The sequence below is a fragment of the Micromonospora sp. NPDC005686 genome, from assembly GCF_042871665.1.
GTDB lineage: Bacteria > Actinomycetota > Actinomycetes > Mycobacteriales > Micromonosporaceae > Micromonospora.
This window is the reverse complement of record NZ_JBIAIY010000001.1, coordinates 76094-92149: the sequence shown is the minus strand read 5'-3', so window position 1 is coordinate 92149 and position 16056 is coordinate 76094. Positions and strand designations below refer to the sequence as shown.

The following is a 16056-nucleotide window of genomic DNA, read 5'->3' as shown; positions in this document are numbered from 1 at the left end:
ATCAGCGGGTCTGCTCAAGCCAGGACGCGTACAACAGCGCGTACACCGAGTCCGGGTCGCGGACCAGCTCCTCGTGCGGGCCGCGCTGCACGATCCGGCCCCGGTCCACCACGATCACCTCGTCGGCGGCCTGCGCGGTGGACAGCCGGTGCGCGATGGCGAGTGTGGTCCGGCCCCGGGTCACCGCGTCGAGCGTCCGCTGCAGGCGGACCTCGGTGGCCGGGTCGACGGCGCTCGTCGCCTCGTCCAGCACCAGGAGGTCCGGGTCCGCGACGTACGCCCGGGCCAGCGCCACGAGCTGCCGCTCGCCGACGCTCAGTGCCTCCCCGCGCTCACCGACCGGCGTGTCCAGCCCGGACGGCAGCCCGTCCAGCCAGTCGGACAGGCCCAGCTCGGTGAAGGCGGTGGTGAGCCGCTCGTCGGTCAGGTCCGGGCGGGCGAAGCGGACGTTCTCCCCGACCGTGGCGTCGAACAGGAAGCCGTCCTGCGGCACCATCACCACCCGGGAGCGCAGCGAGTCGAAGCGCACCTGGCGCAGGTCCACCCCGGAGAGCAGCACCGCGCCCTCGGTGGGGTCCATCAGCCGGGTGAGCAGCTTGGCGAACGTGGTCTTGCCGCTTCCGGTCTCGCCCACCACCGCCACCCGGCTCTTGGCCGGGATGTCCAGCGTCACGCCGTGCAGCACCGGCGGCCCGCCCGGATAGGCGAACGTCACACCGGCGAACCGGGCGTCCAGCGGCCCGGACGGCAGCTCCCGACCCTGCTCGCCCGGGTCGGCCACGTCCGGGGAGACGTCCAGCACGTCGAGCACCCGGCGCCAGCCGGCGATCGCGTTCTGCGCCTCGTTCAGCACCTCGGTGGCGATCTGCACCGGCTGGATGAACAGCGTGACCAGGAACAGGAACGCGGTGAGCTGGCCGACCGTCAGCGTGCCGTCGACGCCGAGGCTGACCCCGACCACCACCACGCCGGCCAGCGCCAGCCCGGCGGCCAGCTCCCCCACCGAGCTGCCCATGATGCTGATCCGGATGGCCCGCTGCTGGGCCACCCGCTGCCCGTCGATGGCCGTGTCCAGCCGCCGCGCGGTGCGCCCGGCGACGCCGTACGCCCGGATCACCGGGGCGCCCACCACGCTCTCGCCGATCGCGCCGAGGAGTGTGCCGGTGCGCTGCCGCACCAGCCCGTACGCCCCGGCGAGGCGGCTCTGCAACCGCCGGATCACCAGCACCGCGGGCGCGAACGCGACGAGCACCACGAGCGTCAACTGCCAGGAGTACGCGAGCATCACGACGGTGGTGACCAGCAACTGGCCCAGGTTGACGATCAGGATCACGCCGCCCCACTGGAGGAACTGGGTGATCTGGTCGACGTCGCTGGTGACCCGGGAGACCAGCGAACCGCGCCGCTCGGACTGCTGGTGCAGCATGGACAGGTCGTGCACGTGCCGGAACGCCCGGGTGCGCACCCCGGCCAGCGCGGTCTCGCTCACCGTGAACAGCCGGCGCATCATGAGGTAGCCGCACGCGGTGGTGATCACCAGCACCCCGGCGGTGATCGCCACGGTGAGTGAGATGACGTTCAGGTCGGGGCCGCCGACGATGCCGTGGTCGATGCCGCGCTGCACCGCCACCGGCACGGCCACCCGGCCGACCATGTAGACCAGCGCCAGCGCCAGCGTGCCGGCGAGTCCGGTGCGCAGCTCCGGAGAGAGTGCCAGCCCACGCCGCAGCGTCTGCCAGGTGGTCTCGGTGGCCTCGGCGTTCTCCCCCGTGGTCGTGCTCACCGGTCCACCTCCAGGCCCGAGGTCATCGGCGTGACCTCGTCGTACGTCCGATTCTGCTCGCGTTCCTGCTCGGCCTGCTCGTACGCGGTGACCAGGTCGGCGTAGCCGGGCACGCCGGCCAGCAGCTCGGTGTGGGTGCCGCGCGCCACCACCCGGCCCTGCTCCACGTAGATCACCTCGTCGGCGAGCGCGATCGTCGCCCGGCGGTACGCCACCACCAGGATGGACGCCGGGGCGCCGCCGTCTGTCGGCGCGCGCAGACCGGCCAGGATGGCCGCCTCGACCCGTGGGTCGACGGCGCTCGTGGCGTCGTCGAGCACCAGCAGCCGGGGCCGCCCGGCGAGCGCCCGGGCCAGCGTCAGCCGTTGACGCTGTCCGCCGGACAGCGACGTGCCCCGCTCACCGACCATGGTGTCCAGCCCGTCCGGCAGCGCGGCCACGAAGCCGTCCGCCTCGGCCAGCCGCAGCGCCGCCCACACCTCGTCGTCGCCGATACCGGCCCGGTCCAGCGCGATGTTGGCCCGGACCGTGTCGTCGAAGACGAACGGCACCTGCGCCACGAGCGCCACCGTCTCGGCCAGCGACGCGGCGGCCAGCTCCCGCACGTCCACGCCGTCCAGCGTCACCCGCCCGGCGCCCGGGTCGACCAGGCGCACGGCCAGCGAGGTGATCGTGGACTTGCCCGCGCCGGTGGGGCCGACCAGGGCGACCGTCTTCCCGGCCGGCACGGTGAACGTCACCTCGCCGAGCACCTGGGCACCGGGCAGGTGCGCCTCTGCCGGCTCGTACGCGAAGTGCACGTCGTCGAAGGCGAGCGTGGCCGGTTCCCGGGTGGCCGGGTCGAGCGTCCTCGTGCCGTACGGCATCTCGCCGGTCGCGTCCAGCACCCGGCGGACCCGGTCCCATCCGGCGACGCTGCGCGGCAGCTCGGCCAGCACCCAGCCGATGGCGCGGACCGGGAAGGCCAGCACGGTGAACAGGAACGCGACGCTGACCAGCTCGGTCACCGTGATCGCGCCCTGCCGCAGCCGCACCGCGCCGACCACCAGCACGGCGAGCGTGCCGAGGCTGGGCAGCGTCTCCAGCATCGGGTCGAACACGCCCCGCAGCCGGCCGACCGAGATCAGCGCGTCGCGCAGCTCACCGGCGCGGGAGGCGAAGCGGGCCGTCTCCTGGGCCTCCCGGCCCATCGTCTTGACCACCAGCGCGCCGTCGAAGCTCTCGTGGGCGATGCCGCTGACCTCGGCCCGCAACCGCTGCGCCCGGGCCTGCCGGGGCGCCATCCGGCGGGAGTAGACCACGTTGAGCGCGAACAGCGCGGGGAACACCGTCAGGCCGACCAGGGCCAGCGCCCAGTCGGTGAAGAACAGCGAGGCCACCGCGCCGACGAGCATCACCAGCGTGCCGACCGCGAACGGCATGGGCGCGATCGGGTACCAGGCGGCCTCGACGTCGGAGTTGGCGTTGGACAGCAGCGTGCCGGTGGAGTTGCGGTGGTGCCAGGCCAGCGGCAGTTCCAGGTAGCGGCGGGTGACCCGGCGGCGGTAGGCGGCTTGGAGGCGGTACTGCATGTAGCCGGCGCCGAGGCGGCGGCCGAAGATGCCGACGACCCGCAGCACGCTGATGCCGAACAGTGCGGTCGCGGCCAGCGCCAGCGCCCCGCCCGCCACCTCGCCGCGCTCCACGGCCGGCACGACCACCTCGCCGATCACCGCGCCGACCACGTACGCGCTCGCGATCACCAGGAGGCCGAACAGCACGCTGCCGCTGACCGCGACCGCGAAGATCCGCGGCTGTTCCCGGATGGCCCGGCCGAGCACCCGTATCCCTCTGCCGAGCACGTCCCGACTTGTCCCGCTCGCCACGCTCTCCCCCGCCGTAAGCCGCAGTTTTCTCCCCCATCCTTACCGCTCCTCGGCGCTCGCGCCGACCCGGCCGGGGTATGTCCGCCGTCACGTTCGCACAGAGCTGGGCGGACGGCGGCTGGATCGGTTGCGCGGCGTGGTCCGGCCGGGCGTGGCGCGCCGATCGGCCGGGACGGGCCTACGATCAGGGGATGCCGCGGTACGCCCGAGCGGAGCGCGACGCGCTCGCCGACCTGATGCTGGAACTGGGACCGGACGCACCGACTGTCAATGAGGGGTGGACCACCCGTGACCTGGCGGCGCACCTGCTGGTGCGGGAGCGCCGGCCGGACGCGGCCGGCGGCATCCTGCTGCCCCCGCTGCGCGCCTACGGCGAGTCGGTCCGCAAGCGGATCGCCGCCGGGCCGTACGCCGACCTGATCGCCCGGGTACGCCGTCCCCCGGTATGGAGCCCGGTGAGCAACCCCCTCACCGACGAGCTCGCCAACGGGATGGAGTTCTTCATCCACCACGAGGACGTGCGACGGGCGCAGCCGGGCTGGCACCCGCGCGACCTGCCGGCCGGGCAGCAGGCGGTGCTGTGGAAGCACGCGTCCCTGCTGGCCCGGATGGCGCTGCGGCGGTTCCCGGCCGAGGTGCTGGTGCAGGCGCCGGGGCACGGCGAACTGCGGGCCGGCGGTGGCGGCGAACGGCTGCGGGTGGTGGGCGCGCCGGGCGAGCTGGTGCTGTTCCTCACCGGACGGCAGCGGGTGGCCCGGGTGCAGGTGGACGGCCCGGCCGGGAGCGCCGAGCGGCTGCGTACCGCCGAACTGGGCCTGTGACCGGAGTGCGGTGACCGTTCACCCACCGACAGTCGAAAGTGGACGCCGATACATCGGCAGCCGTCACGCCCTCCCTGGCCGCGTACGCGGAGCGGGACGCGGCACCGAGCGCCCGCGCCGACGAGGGGACGCGGGCCCTCCGGGACACCCGCCGCGACCGGGTCCGGGCCACCGACGACTGGCCCCGTGCCGCCGGCCGGTACGCCTGAGTCGCTTCCAGCACGCGGGACCGGGGACTACCCGGCCGATCAGGGCTAGCCGCTGGCCGGGTGCAGGCAATACCCTTCGGTAACCGCAGACCGACGTGACCCCCGTCACGTCCCTCCACCCCTGAAGGCGGCTACAGCGATGGCTCTCGATGTACCGTACCGTTCCGTACCCGACATGTTCCTCAAGCGCGTGGCGGACTCCCCCGACCGGCACGCCTTCGCCCACCCCGCACCCGACGACTCGGGCCCGGTCTGGCTGACGTGGGAGCAGGTCGGGCAGCGCGCCAAGGCGATCGCCGCCGGGCTGCACGGGCTCGGTGTCGGCCTGGAGAACCCGGTGGCGATCCTGGCCAACACGCGCCTGGAGTGGGTGCTCGCCGACTTCGGCATCATGTGCGCCGGTGGTGCCACCACCACCGTCTACCCCACCACCGAGCCCGAGGACGCGGTCTACATCATCGCCGACTCCGGCTCGAGGGTGCTGTTCGCGGAGAACCCGGCCCAGGCGGCGAAGATCGCCGGGGCGGACCTGCCCGCGCTGACCCACGTGGTGCTCTTCGACGGCGCCCCCGACCCGGCGGCGCCCGTTCCGCAGCTCACCCTGGCCGAGCTGGAGGAGCGCGGCGCCGCGGCGCTGAGCGCCGAGCCCGACCTGATCGACACGCTGGTCGCCGGCATCGGCCCGGACCACCTGGCCACGCTCATCTACACCTCGGGCACCACCGGCCGCCCGAAGGGCGTGGAGCTGCTGCACGGCGGCTGGTGCTGGGAGGGCGTGGCGCAGGCCGACCTGGGCCTGCTGCGCGTCGACGACCTGCAATACCTCTGGCTGCCGCTGTCGCACTCCTTCGGCAAGACGCTGCTCTGCGGCGCCACCCACGTCGGCCTGCCCACGTACGTCGACGGCCGGGTGGACAAGCTCGTCGACCTGCTGGGCGTGGTGCAGCCGACGCTCATGTGCGGCGCGCCCCGGGTCTTCGAGAAGGTCTACAACAAGGCGGTCACCACCGCGCAGGGCGCGGGCGGTGCGAAGGCCAAGATCTTCGCCTGGGGCGTCGGGGTCGGCAAGGAGAAGGTCGCGCTGGAGCAGGCCGGCAAGCCGGTCCCGGCCGGGCTGCGGATGAAGTACGCGCTGGCCGAGAAGCTCGTGTTCAGCAAGCTCCAGGCCCGGCTCGGCGGCCAGATGCGGGTGCTGGTCTCCGGCGCGGCGCCGCTGAGCAAGGAGATCGCCACCTTCTTCGCCGCCGCCAACCTGCCCATCTCCGAGGGCTACGGGCTGACCGAGACCAGCGCCGGCGCGTTCGTGAACCCGCCCGACGGGCTGAAGATCGGCAGCGTGGGCCGGGCCATGGGCGACCTGGAGTGCCGGATCGACACCGACGGTGAGGTCCTGCTGCGCGGCAAGCCGATCATGCGCGGCTACCACAACCTGCCGGAGGAGACCGCCGCCGCGTTCACCGAGGACGGCTTCTTCCGCACCGGCGACATCGGCACGCTCGACGCCGACGGCTACCTGCGCATCACCGACCGGAAGAAGGACCTGGTCAAGACGTCCGGCGGCAAGTACGTCGCGCCGTCGCACATCGAGGGCATGTTCAAGGCGGTGTGCCCGTACACCTCGCAGGCGGTGGTGATCGGGCAGGCGCGCAACTACTGCACCATGCTCGTCACGCTCGACCCGGACGCGATCAAGGGCTGGGCCGCCGGCACCCCGCTGGAGGGCAGCGACTACACCACGATCGTCACCTCGCCGCAGGCGCGGGAGATGGTCGAGGGACACGTGGCCGAGCTGAACGCCAGGCTCAACCGCTGGGAGACGATCAAGAAGGTGACGATCCTCCCCCGTGACCTGACCATCGAGGACGGCGAGGTCACGCCGTCGCTGAAGATCAAGCGCCGCAGTGTGGAGACGAACTTCTCCTCCGAGATCGACAAGATGTACGAGGGCACGCTCGCCGAGCTGTAGCCCGCACCGTCACCCGGTCGCGCCGGCCGTGCCCCACCGTCCCGGGGCACGGCCGCGCCGGTCACAGGTGTTCCTGGCGCCAGTGGCTCTGCTCGGCCTCGGCGGCGACCTGCTCCTCCAGCGCGAGCCGGCGCACCCGGCCCCGGCGCCCACCCTCGCCCCGGGTCTCCCAGGCGATGCCGGCGCCGGTGAGCACCGCCAGCACGACGAGCGCGTTCAGCTCGTGGAGCCGGGCGACGGCCGGTACGGCGGCGACGAGCACCAGCACTGTCACCAGCAGCGGCATCCGCACCCGGCGCTCCGCCAGCCACCAGCACGCGGCGAGGCTGAGCAGGTAGAGCCCGATGCCACCGAACAGGATCCCGCCCCAGAAGGTCCCCAGTGGCGGGCCCCACTCGGGCGTCGCCGGTGAGGCGGCCTCGGCCAGCAGGTCCTTGAGCCCGAGGGCGAACAGGATGATCCCGGCGACCATCGGCAGGTGCAGGAACGTGTAGGCGGTGCGCGCCAGCCGCAGTCGCGCGTCCCGGTCCCGGGCCTGGTGCAGCGCCTGTTCCAGCGCGAACGCGAGCGTGTCGAAGTACGCCCACCACAGTGCCGCCACGATCACCACGCCGAGCAGCGCGGCGACCGCCACCGGGCCGGTGAGCGGCAGTCCGCGCTTCGGACCGAGTCCGAGCGCGATGATCGACTCGCCGAGCGCGACGAGCACGATCAACGCGTGCCGCTCCGCCCAGTGCCCGGCCGAGAGCACCACCCACCACTGGTGGCCCAGGATCGTCCCGGCGAGGTACTCGACCAGCAGCGCCACGGTCCAGAGCGCCAGCTGCAGCCCCACCGCGAACCGCTCCTGCGACAGCCGCCCGGGCAGGGTGCCGGCGACGACCAGCAGCACCGTGGCCACGGTCGGGGCCAGGAAGCGTATCCGCAGCCCTCGGCGCCGGGCCGGGTCGGCGCGGTCGGCCCAGGCGAAGACGGTGAGCTGGGCGGTCCGGATCACGAAGTAGCACCCGGCGAAGACCAGCGGCCCGGGCAGCCAGTCCCCGCGGGTGGCGAACGCGCTGGGCGTACTGAGCACGAGGAGGAACGTCGCCGCGACGGTGACGACGCCGACCAGCGGCAGCAGTCCCTGGTCGGCGCGGAACGCGTTGCCCATCCGGGCGAAGCCGGTCCACGACCACCAGAGCAGCGCCAGCACCAGCATGAAGCGGTAGAGGTTGACCGGCGTGAGCTCCGAGGCGGTGAGCGTGGTGACGCTCAGGAACGCGAAGACGAAGACCAGGTCGTAGAAGAGTTCAAGCCGGGTCGTGCGGGAGCCCGGCGCGCTGCGCCGCACCGTCCACGGCCGGCGGACTCCCCTCCCGTTCCCCACCCGCGCAGTCTGCGGGCAGCGGCCCCCCGGAGCCGGGGTTCGGACCTTTCACCACCGGATCGGGCGGACCGGGTCAGGCGATGACGCTCGGCTCCCGCCACTGCGGGCGGCTGGTGCGGTCCAGGTCGTAACGGACCGCGGCGAGCCGCCCGACCGCCTCCACCAGCTCACCGGCGGGCAGGGTGAAGGGCAGCCGCAGGAAGCGCTCCAGCGTCCCGTCCAGGCCGAAGCGGGGTCCGGGCGCCAGTCGTACGCCGACCTCCTCGGCCGCACGGGCCAGCGCGCTGGAGATCGGGCCGTCCATCTCGGCCCAGAGCGTGACGCCGCCGCCGGGCACCCGCACCCGCCAGTCGGGCAGGCGCTCGGCGAGCGCCGCGACCAGGGCGTCGCGCTGTGCGACGAGCTGGGCCCGGCGGGCGGCGACGATGGCCTGCGCCTCGGTGAGCAGGTGCACGGCGACGAGTTGGTCGAGCACCGGGCTGGCCATGTCGACCCCGACCCGGGCCGCGGCCAGCCGCTGCACCTGGGGCGCGGAGGCGCGTACCCACCCGATCCGCAGCCCACCCCAGTAGGGCTTGCTCATGCCGCCGATGCTGATCACCCGGGAGTGCCTGTCGAAGACCGCCACCGGTGGCGGCAGCGTGGTGTCGTCGAGCGGCAGGTCGACGAAGGACTCGTCGACCACCAGGTCGGTGCCGGCCGCGTGGGCCGTGCCGACCAGCCGCTCGCGCAGGTCGGCCGCCATCAGGTGGCCGGTCGGGTTCTGGAACTCGGGGATGACGTACGCGAGCTTCGGCCGGGTCTGCCGCAGGCTGCCCAGCAGCAGTTCGGCGTCCCAGCCCTCGTCGGACAGGCCGTGCGTGGCGATCCTGGCCCGCCGGGCGGAGAGCGCGGCCAGCGCGTTGGGGTAGGTGGGCGACTCGACGAGCACCGCGCCGCCGGGCGACAGGGCCAGCCGCAGCACCAGGTCCAGCGCGTGCTGGGTGCCGTTGGTGACCATGATCTGCTCCGGGCTGGTGGGCAGGCCCCGTTCGGTGTACCCGCGGGCCACCGCCTCGCGCAGCTCGATGATGCCGGTCGGGTGGTAGCCGGCGCCGCTGAGGTAGCGGGGCAGGTCCTCGGCCGCGGCCCGGGCGGCGGGGACGAGCTGCGGGGGCGCGGACAGCGCGGCCACCCCGAGGTCGATCATGTCGCGGTCGTCGAGCGGCGTCCACAGCCCGGTGCTGGCCACCCGGTGCCCGCCGGGCAGCATGGTCCAGCTGCCCGCGCCCCGGCGGCTGGCCAGGTGGCCGCTCTCCCGCAGTTCCCGGTACGCGGCGGTGACGGTGGTCCGGCTGATCCGCAGCGCCTCGGCCAGTTCCCGCTCGGCCGGCAGGCGTACCCCGAGGGGGAGCCGCCCGTCGGCGAGCAACCCGCGGACGGCGCCGGCGAGCGCGGCGTAGTCAGGGCTGCGCCGGCGGCCCGGCAGCGCGTGCCACTGACCGAGGAGTCGCGCCAATTGGGCGCCGCGCACCTGACTGGTCATGCCACACCCCCGAAATTGGCACCCTTGATGACCATGATTGGCACCTAGGGTGGCATGCGTGGCACAGCTTGGCAATCTCCGGCACCGGCCGGCACGACGGCTCACCCAGCTCTACGCCGGGCTGGTCCTCTACGGCCTGAGCATGGCGCTGATGATCCGCTCGGAGCTGGGGCTGGACCCGTGGGACGTGTTCCACCAGGGGCTGGCCCGGCAGACCGGCCTGTCCTTCGGGACCGTCACCATCGCGGTCGGCGCCCTCGTGCTGCTGCTCTGGATCCCGCTGCGGCAGCGACCCGGCCTCGGCACGGTCAGCAACGTCGTGGTGATCGGGCTGGTCGTCGACGCCACCCTGGCCGTGCTGCCGCCCGAGGAGGGCATGCCGGCCCGCGTCGCGCTGCTCGTCGCCGGGATCGTCGCCAACGGCGCCGCGACCGGGCTCTACCTCGGCGCCGGGCTCGGTCCGGGGCCGCGCGACGGCCTGATGACCGGCTTCGTCGCCCGCCGTCCCCGCTTCTCGGTCCGGCTGGTCCGCACCGGAATCGAGGTCACCGTGCTGGGCCTCGGCTGGCTGCTCGGCGGCACCGTCGGTCTCGGCACCGTGGCGTACGCGCTGACCATCGGCCCGCTGGCCCAGTTCTTCATCCCGGTCTTCGCGCTGCCGCCGCGGCCGGTGGATGGCGCCTACGCTACGTGACCGACGCCGGGCCGACCGCCACGGACCGGGACGCCGCACAACGCGTTGAGCTGCGGCGACACACAAGCGGGAAACCAGGTGTTTCCTCCGCCGTCGAGGCCGGGCATCATTCCTGCATGGGGGAGAACGGATGGCGTTGGAGCGACGCCTGGATCTTCGTCGCGTTGGTCATCGCCAGTGGCGCCGGCCGGCACCGACGGGCCGCCGCGACACGCAGGCCGGAGGGTGTCCGGCTGGCCGACATCCTCTCCACCGCCGACCACCTCAACCAGGCGATCCCGGAACGGCACGAGGTGGAGGGTGCGGTCCGGCGGCTGGTCGGCGCGGGTCTGGTCAGCGTCGCCGACGGCTGGTTCCGGGTCACCCCCGACGGTGAGCGGCTCTGGCGCACCCGGCCCAGCGCCGGGCTCGGCACCACCGTGGACACGGTGCAGGGCGTGCTGACCCGGCGGCACCCGCCCGCCGAGTCCGAGTGGCACCTCGACGAGGACGACCACGCCGCCGCCGTGCAGGAGTATGTGGTCCGGTCGATCCCGATGCCGCGCCGCTCCCCCGAGGAGCACTCCGGCCGGTAAGGGACCGCCGCCTCAGCGCACCGGGTGCCCGGCGCCGCGCAGCGCGTCCTTGACCTCGCCGACGGTGAGCTCGCCGAAGTGGAAGACGCTCGCCGCGAGCACCGCGTCCGCACCCGCGCCGATGGCCGGCGGGAAGTGGGCCACCTCGCCCGCGCCGCCGCTGGCGATCACCGGCACGTCGACCACCTCGCGAACCGCCTGGATCAGCGGCAGGTCGAACCCGGCCTTGGTGCCGTCGGCGTCCATCGAGTTGAGCAGGATCTCGCCCGCACCCAGCTCGGCGCCGCGCGCCGCCCACTCGACCGCGTCCAGGCCGGTGCCCCGCCGCCCGCCGTGCGTGGTCACCTCGAAGCCGCTCGGCGTCGTGCCGTCCGGTGCGCGGCGCACGTCCAGCGAGAGCACCAGCACCTGCCGGCCGAACCGGTCGGCGATCTCGGCGATCAGCTCCGGACGGGCGATGGCGGCGGTGTTCACGCCGACCTTGTCCGCCCCGGCACGCAACAGCGTGTCGACGTCGGCGACCTGGCGGACACCACCGCCCACGGTGAGCGGGATGAAGACCGACTCGGCGGTACGCCGTACCACGTCGAGCATGGTGCCCCGGTCGCTGGACGAGGCGGTGACGTCGAGGAAGGTCAGCTCGTCCGCGCCGGCCCGGTCGTACGCCGCCGCCAGCTCCACCGGGTCGCCGGCGTCGCGCAGGTCGAGGAAGTTGACCCCCTTGACCACGCGCCCGGCGTCCACGTCCAGACACGGGATGACCCGTACCGCCACCGTCATGCCCCGAGCCTAACGAACGCGCGGGCGGTGGCGACCCGCCGGTGAGGCCGGTCACCACCGCCCGAAGCGGTGTGCGTTCGCGCCGGTCAGAGACGGACCAGCATCTTGCCGAGGTTCTCGCCGCGCAGCAGGCCGAGGAACGCCTCGGGCGCCTGCTCGATGCCGTCGACGATCGTCTCGTCGTACGACAGCCGGCCCTCGCGCAGCCAGCCCGCCACCTCCCGCACGAACTGCTCCCGCAGGTGACCGTGGTCACTGACCAGGAAGCCACGCAGCGTCAGCCGCTTGCCGATGACCAGCGCCAGGTTGCGCGGCGCGGCGGGCGGCTCGGTGGCGTTGTACTGCGCGATCATGCCGCAGACGGCGGCCCGGCCGTGCAGGTTCATCGCCCCGATCGCCGCCTCCAGGTGCTCGCCGCCGACGTTGTCGAAGTACACGTCGACGCCGTCCGGGGCGGCGGCCTTGAGCTGCTTGGACACCGGCCCGTCGTGGTAGTCGAAGGCCGCGTCGAAGCCGAGCGCGGCGAGCCGTTCCACCTTCGCCGCCGAACCGGCGCTGCCGATCACCCGGCCGGCGCCGCGCAGCTTCGCGATCTGGCCGACCATGCTGCCCACCGCGCCGGCCGCGCCGGAGACGAACACGGTCTCCCCCGGCTTCATCGCGGCCACGTCGAGCAGCCCGGCGTACGCGGTCAGCCCGGTCATGCCGAGCACGCTCAGGTGCGCGGTGACCGGCGCCAGGCCGGGATCGACCTTGCGTACGCCCTTGGCGTCCACGAGCGCGTACTCGCGCCAGCCGAGCCCGTGCAGCACCGTGTCACCGGGCTTGACGCCCTCGGCCTCACCGGCGACGACCTCACCGATCGCGCCGCCGTCCAGCGGAGCGTCGAGCGCGAACGGCGGCACATACGACTTGACGTCGTTCATCCGCCCGCGCATGTACGGGTCGACGGACATGAACCGGTTGCGGACCACCACCTGTCCCGGGCCCGGCGTCGGCACCTCGGTGGTGACCAGCCGGAAGTTCTCCGCGGTCGGCCAGCCGTCCGGCCGGGACGCCAGGTGGATCTCCCGGTTGACGCTCGCCTCACTCACTGGGCCTCCTCGGTTCGCACTGCGGGGCTCCGCTGCGCTGCACTCCTCGTACTCACAGGGCCTCGCGGACCGTGCGGGTCACCTCGACGTTGCCACGGGTCGCGTTGGAGTAGGGGCAGACCTGGTGGGCCGCGTCGACGAGCTGCTCGGCGGCCGAGCGCTCGACCGCGGGCAGGTCCACCACGAGCGTCACGGCGAGGCCGTAGCCGCCGCTGCCGTTCGGCCCGATGCCCACCTCGGCCTCGACGACGGAGCCGGAGACGTCCGCCTTGGCCTGGCGGGCCACCACGCGCAGCGCGGAGTGGAAGCAGGCCGCGTAGCCGGCGGCGAAGAGCTGCTCCGGGTTGGCCGCGCCGCCGGCGCCGCCCATCTCCTTCGGTACGGCCAGGTCCAGCTCGACCGTGCCGTCGGAGGTCCGGACGTGACCGTCGCGGCCGTCGCCGGTGGCGCGGGCGGAGGCGGTGTAGAGCACCTGCATGTCACTGCTCCTTCTGTCGGTGGATCGTCTCGGTGACCCGGGTGAGGATGCCGTGGAGGGAGACCAGTTCGGCCTCGGTGAGCCCGGTCGCGGCGGCCACCCGCCGTGGCACGTCACCCATCCGCTCCCGCAGCGTCCGGCCCCGATCGGTGAGCCCCACCTCGACCCGGCGCTCATCTGCCGCCGAGCGGGTTCGCACCACCAGACCGGCCGCCTCCAGCCGCTTGAGCAGCGGGGAGAGGGTGCCGGAGTCGAGCCGGAGCTGACCGCCGAGCTCGGAGACCGTGGGGGCGTCGTCGTCGCGCTCCCAGAGCACCAGCAGCACCAGGTACTGCGGGTAGGTCAAGCCGTGCTCGTCGAGGATGGGCCGGTAGACGTCGGTCAGGGCGCGCGACGCCGCGTAGAGCGCGAAGCACACCTGCCGGCGCAGTACCAGATCATCGGTCACGCCTGGAACCGTAGCGCGCAATTAAGTTGTGCACAACTCATATGGCGGGCGGGCACCGACGAAGCCCGCCGCAGCGCAGCGGCGCGGTCAGCGGTCCGGGAGGTACGCCTCCAGCTCGACCTCGACCAGCAGGCCCGGGTCGATCAGCCCGGCCACCACCACCATCGTGGCCACCGGGCGCACCGGGCCGAACACCGCGTTGTGCGCCCGGCCCACCTCGTCGGCATAGATCCGGTCCGTCACGTACATCCGGGTCCGCACCACGTCACCCGGCCCGGCGCCGACCTCGGCCAGCGCGTCCAGACCGATCCGGATCGCCTGCGCGGTCTGCGCCGCCGCGTCACCGGCGTGCGCGACCCGGCCGTCCACCGTGGAGGTGCAGCCGGCGGTGATCGCGAGCGCACCGGCCCGCACCACCCGGGAGTAGCCGTACAGCGCCTCCCACGGGCCGCCCGAGCCGAGCCGGGTCACCACCCCGGGGTCGGCCGGCGGCTCGGTCGTCACGCGCCGGCCCGCAGCGTCGCCAGTGCCTCGGCGACGGTGAACGCGCCCGCGTAGAGCGCCTTGCCGGCGATCACGCCCTCCACGCCCACCGGCTCCAGCGTGGCCAGCGCCCGCAGGTCGTCCAGCGTGGACACGCCACCGGAGGCGATCACCGGGGCGTCGGTGCGGGCGCACACCTCGCGCAGCAGGTCCAGGTTCGGCCCGCGCATGGTGCCGTCCTTGGTGATGTCGGTGACCACGTAGCGCGCCGCGCCCGCGGCGTCGAGCCGGGCCAGCACCTCGTAGAGGTCACCGCCGTCGCGGGTCCAGCCGCGCGCCGACAGGGTACGGCCGCGCACGTCCAACCCGATCGCCACCCGGTCGCCGTACTCGCCGCAGATCCGGTCGCACCACTGCGGGTCCTCCAGCGCGGCGGTGCCGATGTTGACCCGGGCCGCCCCGGTGCCCAGCGCCGCCCGCAGCGACTCGTCGTCGCGGATCCCGCCGGACAGCTCCACCTTCACGTCCAGCTTGCCGACCACCTCGGCGAGCAGCGCGGCGTTGGAGCCCCGCCCGAACGCGGCGTCCAGGTCGACCAGGTGGATCCACTCCGCGCCGTCGGACTGCCAGGCCAGAGCCGCGTCCAGCGGGTCGCCGTACGCGGTCTCGCTACCGGCGGCGCCCTGCACGAGCCGGACGGCCTGGCCGTCGGCGACATCCACGGCGGGCAACAGGGTGAGGCTCAACGCATCTCTCCTCGGGTCCTCAACGACGGTCCAGTGCGATCACCACGATCGCGGGCAGGACCAGCAACAACAACACGACCAGCACCAGCCGCAGCGCGAGGTCGTCCACCAGACTCCAGATGGCGACCACCGCTGCCGCGGTGAGCACCAGGATCGTCGCCCGCTCGCGGCGGGTGTGCCGGCGCAGCCGGCCGGTACGCCCGCGCCGCAGCGACGGCGTCAGCCGGCGTACCAGAGAACGACGCCGCTCCCGGCGCGCCGACCGGCGGGCGCGGACGGCGCGCGCCCGCTCCTGCTCGGCCTCGCGCGCCGCCCGGCGGCGGGCCCGCTCCTTGCTCACGCCGACGCCCGCGGGCCGACGCCCGCGGCCGGTGCGCTCACAGCGTGCCGAGCCAGTTGCGCAGCAGCGCGGCGCCGGCGTCGGCCGACTTCTCCGGGTGGAACTGCGCGGCCGACAGCGGCCCCCGCTCCACCGCCGCGACAAAGTCCGCGCCGTGGTGCGCTGTCGTCACCGTCGCGCCCGCCTCGGCCAGCGCCGCCGGGTCGGTCACCCCGTAGGAGTGGACGAAGTAGAACCGGGTGCCCTCCGGCAGCCCGGCGAACAGCGCCGAGCCGGCCGGCGGCTGCACGGTGTTCCAGCCCATGTGCGGCAGCCGCCGCGCGGGCAGCCGGGTCACGCCCCCGGGCAGCAGCCCGAGCCCTTTGGTGACCACGCCGTGCTCCTCGCCGTGCCCGAAGAGGATCTGCATGCCGACGCAGATGCCCAGCACCGGCCGCCCGGCGGCGACCCGGTCGGCGATGACCGGCCCGGCGCCCGACGCCTCGATCCCGGCCATGCACGCGGCGAACGCGCCGACGCCCGGCACCACCAGGCCGTCGGCCGACGCGGCGGCGTCCAGGTCGTCGGTCACGGTCACGTCGGCGCCGGCGCGCGCCACCGCGCGCTCGGCCGAGCGCAGGTTGCCCGAGCCGTAGTCGAGCACCACCACCCGTGCCATCAGCTCTCCCCCGGCAGCAGCCAGAGCACCCCGGCGGCGGTGGCCAGCACCGCCAGCAGGCCGGTGATCACCACGGCGGCGCGGGGAGCGCCCTGCTTGAGCAGCGACCACGTCCCGCCGAGCAACAGGCCGGCCACGATCAACAGAAGTGTGGGCAGCACCTTCATCAGAACCGCCCTTCATTCGCGACTGCGGGACTCCGCTGCGCTGCGTTCCTCGCGC

18 protein-coding genes are annotated in these 16056 nt (G+C 73.8%); 5 read left to right on the top strand and 13 right to left on the bottom strand.

All coding sequences use genetic code 11. The features are described from left to right. Position 1: 1 nt before the first annotated feature. Together ACFYON_RS00440 and ACFYON_RS00435 are read right to left on the bottom strand one after the other, a co-directional pair. Positions 2–1783 carry an ABC transporter ATP-binding protein gene (locus ACFYON_RS00440; protein ID WP_354870235.1) on the bottom strand — a complete coding sequence of 594 codons (1782 nt, stop codon included), beginning with the start codon at positions 1781–1783 and terminating at the stop codon, positions 2–4. Next, positions 1780–3648 carry an ABC transporter ATP-binding protein gene (locus ACFYON_RS00435; RefSeq protein WP_387320415.1) on the bottom strand — a complete coding sequence of 623 codons (1869 nt, stop codon included), beginning with the start codon at positions 3646–3648 and terminating at the stop codon, positions 1780–1782. Before ACFYON_RS00435 ends, ACFYON_RS00440 begins: the two co-directional genes overlap by 4 nt. Positions 3649–3839: 191 nt before the next feature. Here ACFYON_RS00435 and ACFYON_RS00430 point away from each other — a divergent pair, with 191 nt between their 5' ends. The 3 genes from ACFYON_RS00430 (at position 3840) to ACFYON_RS00420 (ending at position 6644) form a co-directional block, all read left to right on the top strand. Then, entirely contained in the window at positions 3840–4469 is a 630-nt protein-coding gene (locus ACFYON_RS00430; protein ID WP_354870232.1) for a TIGR03085 family metal-binding protein, read from the top strand. Between the two features lie 38 nt (positions 4470–4507). Then, positions 4508–4678 carry a hypothetical protein gene (locus tag ACFYON_RS00425; RefSeq protein ID WP_387320413.1) on the top strand — a complete coding sequence of 57 codons (171 nt, stop codon included), beginning with the start codon at positions 4508–4510 and terminating at the stop codon, positions 4676–4678. Positions 4679–4817: 139 nt separating this feature from the next. Beyond that, a complete protein-coding gene (locus tag ACFYON_RS00420; protein ID WP_354870227.1) occupies positions 4818–6644 on the top strand; it encodes a long-chain fatty acid--CoA ligase in 1827 nt (608 codons plus the stop codon). A 61-nt stretch (positions 6645–6705) separates the two neighbouring features. On the opposite strand, the gene ACFYON_RS00415 is transcribed toward ACFYON_RS00420, so the two are convergent. Next, positions 6706–7977 (bottom strand): low temperature requirement protein A, encoded by a 1272-nt coding sequence (locus ACFYON_RS00415; RefSeq protein ID WP_354870315.1) that lies wholly within the window; start codon positions 7975–7977, stop codon positions 6706–6708. A 109-nt stretch (positions 7978–8086) separates the two neighbouring features. Next, entirely contained in the window at positions 8087–9538 is a 1452-nt protein-coding gene (locus tag ACFYON_RS00410) for a PLP-dependent aminotransferase family protein (RefSeq protein ID WP_354870225.1), read from the bottom strand. A gap of 58 nt (positions 9539–9596) precedes the next feature. Between ACFYON_RS00410 and ACFYON_RS00405 the strand changes: the two genes are divergently transcribed. Then, positions 9597–10232, top strand: a complete 636-nt coding sequence (locus ACFYON_RS00405) for a hypothetical protein (RefSeq protein WP_354870222.1) — start codon at positions 9597–9599, stop codon at positions 10230–10232. A gap of 116 nt (positions 10233–10348) precedes the next feature. Continuing rightward, the gene (locus tag ACFYON_RS00400; protein WP_354870219.1) at positions 10349–10807 is read left to right on the top strand and encodes a hypothetical protein; all 459 of its coding nucleotides are present in this window, start codon (positions 10349–10351) and stop codon (positions 10805–10807) included. A 12-nt stretch (positions 10808–10819) separates the two neighbouring features. Here ACFYON_RS00400 and hisF read toward each other — a convergent pair whose 3' ends face one another. The 9 genes from hisF to ACFYON_RS00355 form a co-directional block, all read right to left on the bottom strand. After that, positions 10820–11587 carry an imidazole glycerol phosphate synthase subunit HisF gene (gene hisF / locus ACFYON_RS00395; RefSeq protein WP_091420714.1) on the bottom strand — a complete coding sequence of 256 codons (768 nt, stop codon included), beginning with the start codon at positions 11585–11587 and terminating at the stop codon, positions 10820–10822. 86 nt (positions 11588–11673) lie between these two features. After that, positions 11674–12681 (bottom strand): NADP-dependent oxidoreductase, encoded by a 1008-nt coding sequence (locus tag ACFYON_RS00390; RefSeq protein ID WP_354870216.1) that lies wholly within the window; start codon positions 12679–12681, stop codon positions 11674–11676. Positions 12682–12733: 52 nt separating this feature from the next. Further along, complete coding sequence (locus ACFYON_RS00385) at positions 12734–13159, bottom strand: organic hydroperoxide resistance protein (protein WP_354870213.1); 426 nt, start codon at positions 13157–13159, stop codon at positions 12734–12736. Position 13160: 1 nt separating this feature from the next. Further along, complete coding sequence (locus ACFYON_RS00380) at positions 13161–13607, bottom strand: MarR family transcriptional regulator (RefSeq protein WP_354870211.1); 447 nt, start codon at positions 13605–13607, stop codon at positions 13161–13163. A gap of 87 nt (positions 13608–13694) precedes the next feature. Beyond that, positions 13695–14111 carry a Rid family hydrolase gene (locus ACFYON_RS00375; RefSeq protein WP_354870209.1) on the bottom strand — a complete coding sequence of 139 codons (417 nt, stop codon included), beginning with the start codon at positions 14109–14111 and terminating at the stop codon, positions 13695–13697. Then, on the bottom strand, positions 14108–14836 hold the full coding sequence (priA, locus tag ACFYON_RS00370) for a bifunctional 1-(5-phosphoribosyl)-5-((5-phosphoribosylamino)methylideneamino)imidazole-4-carboxamide isomerase/phosphoribosylanthranilate isomerase PriA (protein ID WP_018785235.1): 729 nt from the start codon (positions 14834–14836) through the stop codon (positions 14108–14110). Before priA ends, ACFYON_RS00375 begins: the two co-directional genes overlap by 4 nt. Positions 14837–14855: 19 nt before the next feature. Beyond that, the gene (locus ACFYON_RS00365) at positions 14856–15176 is read right to left on the bottom strand and encodes a hypothetical protein (protein ID WP_354870206.1); all 321 of its coding nucleotides are present in this window, start codon (positions 15174–15176) and stop codon (positions 14856–14858) included. Between the two features lie 37 nt (positions 15177–15213). Continuing rightward, a complete protein-coding gene (gene hisH, locus ACFYON_RS00360; protein WP_354870204.1) occupies positions 15214–15834 on the bottom strand; it encodes an imidazole glycerol phosphate synthase subunit HisH in 621 nt (206 codons plus the stop codon). After that, a complete protein-coding gene (locus ACFYON_RS00355) occupies positions 15834–16001 on the bottom strand; it encodes a hypothetical protein (RefSeq protein ID WP_354870202.1) in 168 nt (55 codons plus the stop codon). The genes hisH and ACFYON_RS00355 overlap by 1 nt, the downstream gene beginning before the upstream one ends. Positions 16002–16056: the final 55 nt, after the last annotated feature.